Genomic DNA, 6,187 nt, shown 5'->3' with positions numbered 1-6,187 from the left:
GGCTTTTTTGGGAAACTAATCAGGCTATTTCTAATCAACGAATACTAACCTGCTGTATAATTAATTACTGCTAATTGCCTACTTGCGAAATTTTTTTTCGCGATTTTTTTTTAGTAATTATCAGGAAAATAGTATCTTTAATTAACGTAACTAACCATACAACCCGTACGTTATGTAGCATTTAAACCATGAATTTTCCTGAAATCGGTTGACTAAAAATTAAGCAATTAATTACAGTCACTTATGAAAACACAAAATGAACACTGGCGAAAAAAAAGCTACCAAAAAGCCACTTTAGAAACCAAACTTTTAGTCGTTGACCAAATCTTAAATGGTCAGCTATCCAACAACCAAGCTTCAAAAAAATATGATGTTCCCAGAACAACTATTACTTATTGGTTAAGAAAATATAGTACCTTAGTACAACAAAATACAGGTATGAGTAAAAACGATGAAATTAAAAAGTTAAAGGAAAAGATTGAAGAATTAGAGTTTGTAAAAGACTTTCAACAAGACATTATCGCTGATATGGAACTTATTACAGGAGTTGATATGTCAAAAAAGTCATTGCCCAAAACATTAGCAAAAGAGATAGAGCAAAAGAAAAAACAGCGTATAAAAGAAAATGGCTCTATGGATGTTTTGGGATCTCTAAACAAGCCTTCTACAAAAGACTAAAAACGCAACAGAAAAAAGAAAGCGATCATCAAAAAATGATTAAAATGGTTAAGGACTATCGTAAAAAAGTAAGCTCTAAAACTGGTGGAATTAAACTACATAAAGAACTAAAACAAGACTTTATAGACGCTGATATTAAAATTGGTAGAGACAAGTTCTATCGCTTCCTTAGACTAAATAATCTTTTGATTCCTAAACGAAAAAATTACATCACAACTACAAACTCAAATCATATGTACAGAAAATATAAAAACCTGGTAAAAGATCATGTCCCTACTCGTCCTGAACAACTTTGGGTCTGCGATATCACTTATATTAAAACACAATATGGTCATAATTATTTAGCCATTATTACAGATGCTTTTTCTAAGCAAATTATGGGGTACAAACTCGATAACCATATGAGAACATCACTTTGTATGGATGCTCTTGCTATGGCCATTAAAAACCGAAAATACCCAGATAAAAAGCTTATCCATCATTCTGACAGAGGATTCCAGTACTGCAATCCTAAATACACTCAATTCGCTGAAAAAAATGGAATTATAATGAGCATGACTGAACAATACGACCCGTATGAAAACGCTGTCGCTGAACGCATTAACAGAACACTTAAATATGAATATGGATTAAAACAAAACATTAAAAACACTGAATTAGCTCAAAAAATGACACAACAAGCTGTCTATATTTACAACAATTTGAGAACTCATTTTAGCCTAGATCTCAGAAAACCTGCTGAAGTGCATCTAAATCCTAACATCAAATATAAATCCTATCGAAAAAATAATGTAAATTTACCTGAACTTAAGATTTAAGAACAGCACTAGTTCAAACTATTTTTTGCCTTCTAAACGGCTAAAAAAAATTGTTTGAACGGTATAAATTAAACTAAAAAAAGGTCAACCTATATCAGTATAATACACCAACAGCTAAGAAAAATTGAAAAACGTACTATTTAATAATTCGATTACTAAAGGTTCATTACTTGGAATGAATACTAGACTTACTGCTGAACAAGAGTCTGAAATACTAGCTGGGTTGTTTGAACAACTTTTACTTTTTGACAAAATTGTTTTAAGTACGGACAAAAATAATCTAACTCTAGTATTTCTAATTTCAAAACTTGGACTTGAAACTGTAGAACGGCTAATTAGAAGCGGGTATATTCTCTTTTCAATTAAGTCAGCTGCAATATTTACAGGAACTGGGAGACAAAGAGAAGACGGAACAATTGACGAGTCTGTAATTTACACACAACCACCAATAGTTGGGGGAAGTCTAAATGGAGATGATATCGACCCAAGCATAAATATTTACAGAGCATTAGTACGATTTGGACTTAGCAAAAAAGAGAGAAATAGACTAATCAAAAACATAGTCCCGAAATACATTGTAAATGACGGATTAGAGATAAGCAGTAATGCTGCTAAAGTTGTTACGGATGCATACGTAAATAACAATTTAGAAAACTTAGGACTTCCTTTTGAGAAAGACCCTTTTGATTTAAACCTGGAGGAACGAAAAATTCTTTTTGATTTAGGACATACTGTGTTGGACACTTCTATTTTAGCTAAAAATGGATATAAAAGCTATAATAACTATGAACATTTAGAAATATCTAAAAAGAACCTTGAGAACATTGGAAAGGCTTATAAAATTTCAGAAAATGTTTCGGAAATACTTAAAATAGAAAATACACCTGACTTAAAAGCTGTCTTTTACCAAGGAGGTTTTGACATTAGTGATATTTTCAAATTACGACATTTATCAAGTGCAAAATATTTTAGAAAATGGATTAATGAAGTTGGAGAAAATTCGGATTCAAGCGAAATAACTGAGGCTTACATAAATGAAGTTGCTGGAGCAAAAAAGTTTTTTGAGACAACAAAAGGCAAATTAATCAAGAATACATTTCTTTTTGGAGCTATGTCTGGTTTAGGTACGCTAATCGCTGGCCCAATTGGAGGAGCAGTCGGAGCAGCGGCTAAACCTGTAGTAGAACCTGCTGTTGATTATGGTTTAGGATTGTTGGAAGAATTCGTCTTAGATGGAATAATTGAGGGAAAAAATCCGAAAAGTTATATTGACAAATTAAAAAAAGAAGTAAATAAAAACGCTACATAACAATGGCTATAAGTAATTGCTTGTTCTCGCCTACTTCTGAAAATCCTCGCGGATTTTCAGTTTGGTGTGTACTTGAAAGGTTAAATGCTAACCCACGCAACTACCCATAGCCGAGACCGTTGTGCAACATATGAAAAAACTCATCCTAACAATATTATTCTTGAATTCTATAATCGGATTTTCACAAAATGAAAAATCGAATGAAATTGTAGTTAAGGGAATTGTTTTGTCGGAAGTAAATGGAAAACCACTTGAAAACGTCTATGTGAGTTATAAATCGAGATACCGATATTCAGCCACAAATGAAAATGGGGAATTTAACTTTAAATACAAAATTCGAGAAAAAGATAGTATTGAAACTATTGAATTGACTGCATTGGGTTATGAAAATATTGTTACAATAATTCGTGTTGATAAACCAAAAGAATATGTATTTGAATTTGTAATGAAACCAAGATTCGGACTTAACAGAGAAAAAGCACTTGAAGACTTAAAAAGCGGAAAAGTAAATATATTGGAATCAAGTGGAATTGCACCTGTTTTCTATAAATCAGACACGAAATTTGCGAAAAAATATAATGTGAATTTTGTCGAGTATGGTTGTGAAGCAATTGCAGAAGAAAGTCTTTACGAATATAACAGAACAGTTTTCGAGTATTTGGACAAAAAATACGGAAAGAAATGGAGAAAAAAGATTCGAAAAGATATTGTCGGACTTGAAGAAGAAAATAAATAAAATACGTTGCACAACACCGTGTATAAAAAATTGCTACTTTTAGCTTAAATTAAAGTTAGTTGCTTTTCTTGCAATCTTATATTTTCCTTCGGAAAATAACGATGGCACAAAATCGCAACTTTCAATAACACAAACACGTTAGCAAACATTAAAATGAAATTAGAACTAAAGAATAAAAGTGATTTGAATTTTAAAATAATTCTAATAACTCTCGTGCTTTTTGAAATAATAAGTTGTTATTATGCTTATTACACATTGGGAGAAGTGAAACAATTTATATTTATCTTAATTTTATCTTTAAATATTATTTCGTTTCTATTATATCACTATAAATTAAAAATCATCTCTTTAGTTGTTGCAATAATCATTGGATTAGTAATAATTCCTTATCAATCCCTTTTAGTTTCTAAATGGTTTGAATTAAAAAAAGAATCATCAATGCTTGTCGAATATCTTCATAGCTACAAAAGGAAGAATGGAGAATTTCCTGAAAATATTTCAGATTACACTTTTCAAAATCAGAAATTGACAAGTAATTTTTCTTATTACATAAATTCTAATGACTTTAGACTTCACTATTATATAGGAACAAAAGGTACTACTCATTTTTATTATAACAATGTTGGAAAATGGGAATACTATCCAGATTAAAAAATAACGTTTGCTAACACCGTATAAACTTTATTGCTGTTTATAGCTCACTTGGGAAATTCCTCCGGAATTTCGCCGTTCGTGTTTTATTTACTAAATTCACTGCTTAAACAACGCAACAAAGCTTATACAACAACGTTGCAAGTAATAGCGGAAACCACTCAAACTCGAAAAATATGAGTTATAAAACTATTGAATTTTTATACAAAAAAAAGTGGAATTTAAAAATGTTGAACACTCTCTCGCTTGAAAAATTTTACGTGAGAAAATAAAAACTTGATAACTAATTGTCAAAATAAAAAAATGGGATATTACTGGATAAGTTATTTAGGTTCTTTAATTATATGGACTTTCAGAGGTTTTAAGGGAGAGTTTTCCGAAATTGAGGAAAATAATGTTTACTCTTTTTATGTTGGAATTGGTTTTATATTATTGATTGTATATTTATCTAATTAAATTTATTGAATATAGTTATTAAAATTCTATATAAATAAATTGAATTAGTACAATTATTGAGTTAATTACTCAAACTCTGGAAATCAAAACGCGAAATTTATCGCTCAAACTTAAAAATGAAAATGTGTGAATATCAGAAAATCGTGAAAAATAAAAAGGAATTATTAATTAAAAAAACTACTACTTGCAACACCGTACAAAATTAATTGCTTGCTTTTAGCCTACTTACGAAAATCCTCGCGGATTTTCTTTGTCAGTAATTATTTAGTAAATTTATTGCTTAACCACGCAACTAACCTTGTACAAACACGTTGTAAGCCATTTTGGAGAACACCCTGCACATTGACAAAAATCTAATTTGATATGAAAACAAAAACCTTAACGATTATTATTCTGACTTTTACAACACTGATTTCATTCAGTCAACAAAGACAAAATGGATTGATAATTCCAAATGATTTCAGCGATGATAATATTTGTTGTATCTATTCGCCGAGTGATGGATTTACAATTTTTGACAAACCAAACGGCAATAAGATTGGTATCCTGACACGAAATGCAAAATCAAATAAAGGAAACGAACCTGAGTATAAGATATTCTTTGTTGATAGTAAGACAAATGTAGAAACAAAGATTGATTTAAAAAATTTCAAAGAGATTGGATACGAGGTGATGAGCATTACATTCTTCGAACGGACAAATGGATTTGTCAGGATAGTGAATGAGTCAGTTAACTATTGGATAAACGAAAAAGAGATTTCGGATAAAAATTTTAAAGTAATAGATTGGCAGCAATTTTATACCAAGATGTCAGGTCAACTTATGGGATTTTATGCAAATGACCCTGGACTTGATTTGAAAACGGAACCGACAGATAATTCAACAACAAAAAAAACTTTACAAGGTGATTTATTTGAGATAACACCAACCAATGAGACAAATGGTAACTGGACAAAAGTAAAAGTTAAAAAATATAAGGAGCATCCTTGTAACACAGATTTAGACGATAAAGATAATATTGAGTTTGAGATTGATGGATGGATTGAGGTTGTCGGTAAAAATGGAGAACCAAGATTATGGTATTATTCGAGAGGATGTTAAAAAAAACGGCTTACAACAATGTATATACAAAATAGGCGTAATAATAGTAAATTCTGTACTTTCCTGAAATAGGTTGACTAAAAATTAAGCAATTAATGATAGTCACTTATGAAAAACCAAAAACAACACTGGCGAAAAAAAAAGTACCAAAAAGTAACTTTAGAGACCAAACTATTGGTCGTTGACCAAATTCAAAATGGTCAAATTTCTACAAACTTTGCATCTAAAAAATATGAAGTTCCTAGAACAACTATATCTTATTGGATCAAAAAATACAGTACTTTAGTGCAACAAAATACAGGTATGAGTAAACTAGATGAAATTAAAAAATTAAAGGAACGAATTGAAGAACTCGAGTTTGTAAAAGAGTTTCAGCAAGACATTATCGCAGATATGGAAATCATTACAGGAGTCGATTTGTCAAAAAAGTCGTTGCCC

Annotated in this window: 7 protein-coding genes; all 7 read left to right on the top strand. The window is 30.5% G+C overall.

Annotated elements, in window-relative coordinates:
• Positions 1-243: 243 nt before the first annotated feature.
• Positions 244-678 carry a helix-turn-helix domain-containing protein gene (locus ACW9UN_RS16610; protein ID WP_459487490.1) on the top strand — a complete coding sequence of 145 codons (435 nt, stop codon included), beginning with the start codon at positions 244-246 and terminating at the stop codon, positions 676-678.
• Positions 567-1,496, top strand: a complete 930-nt coding sequence (locus tag ACW9UN_RS16605; RefSeq protein ID WP_459487491.1) for an IS3 family transposase — start codon at positions 567-569, stop codon at positions 1,494-1,496. Before ACW9UN_RS16610 ends, ACW9UN_RS16605 begins: the two co-directional genes overlap by 112 nt.
• A 124-nt stretch (positions 1,497-1,620) precedes the next feature.
• A complete protein-coding gene (locus tag ACW9UN_RS16600; protein WP_459487489.1) occupies positions 1,621-2,805 on the top strand; it encodes a hypothetical protein in 1,185 nt (394 codons plus the stop codon).
• A gap of 130 nt (positions 2,806-2,935) precedes the next feature.
• Entirely contained in the window at positions 2,936-3,541 is a 606-nt protein-coding gene (locus tag ACW9UN_RS16595) for an FEKKY domain-containing protein (RefSeq protein WP_459487488.1), read from the top strand.
• A gap of 153 nt (positions 3,542-3,694) precedes the next feature.
• Entirely contained in the window at positions 3,695-4,192 is a 498-nt protein-coding gene (locus ACW9UN_RS16590; RefSeq protein WP_459487487.1) for a hypothetical protein, read from the top strand.
• Positions 4,193-5,011: 819 nt separating this feature from the next.
• Positions 5,012-5,749: a hypothetical protein gene (locus tag ACW9UN_RS16585; RefSeq protein ID WP_459487486.1), complete on the top strand. Its 738-nt coding sequence runs from the start codon at positions 5,012-5,014 to the stop codon at positions 5,747-5,749.
• 108 nt (positions 5,750-5,857) lie between these two features.
• Positions 5,858-6,187, top strand: a 330-nt coding sequence (locus ACW9UN_RS16580) for a helix-turn-helix domain-containing protein (RefSeq protein WP_459487485.1), incomplete at its 3' end; no start/stop codon positions are given.

Source organism: Polaribacter litoreus (assembly GCF_054584775.1).
Note: the sequence above shows the minus strand (reverse complement) of the source record. Positions and strands in the feature narration are given on the sequence as shown.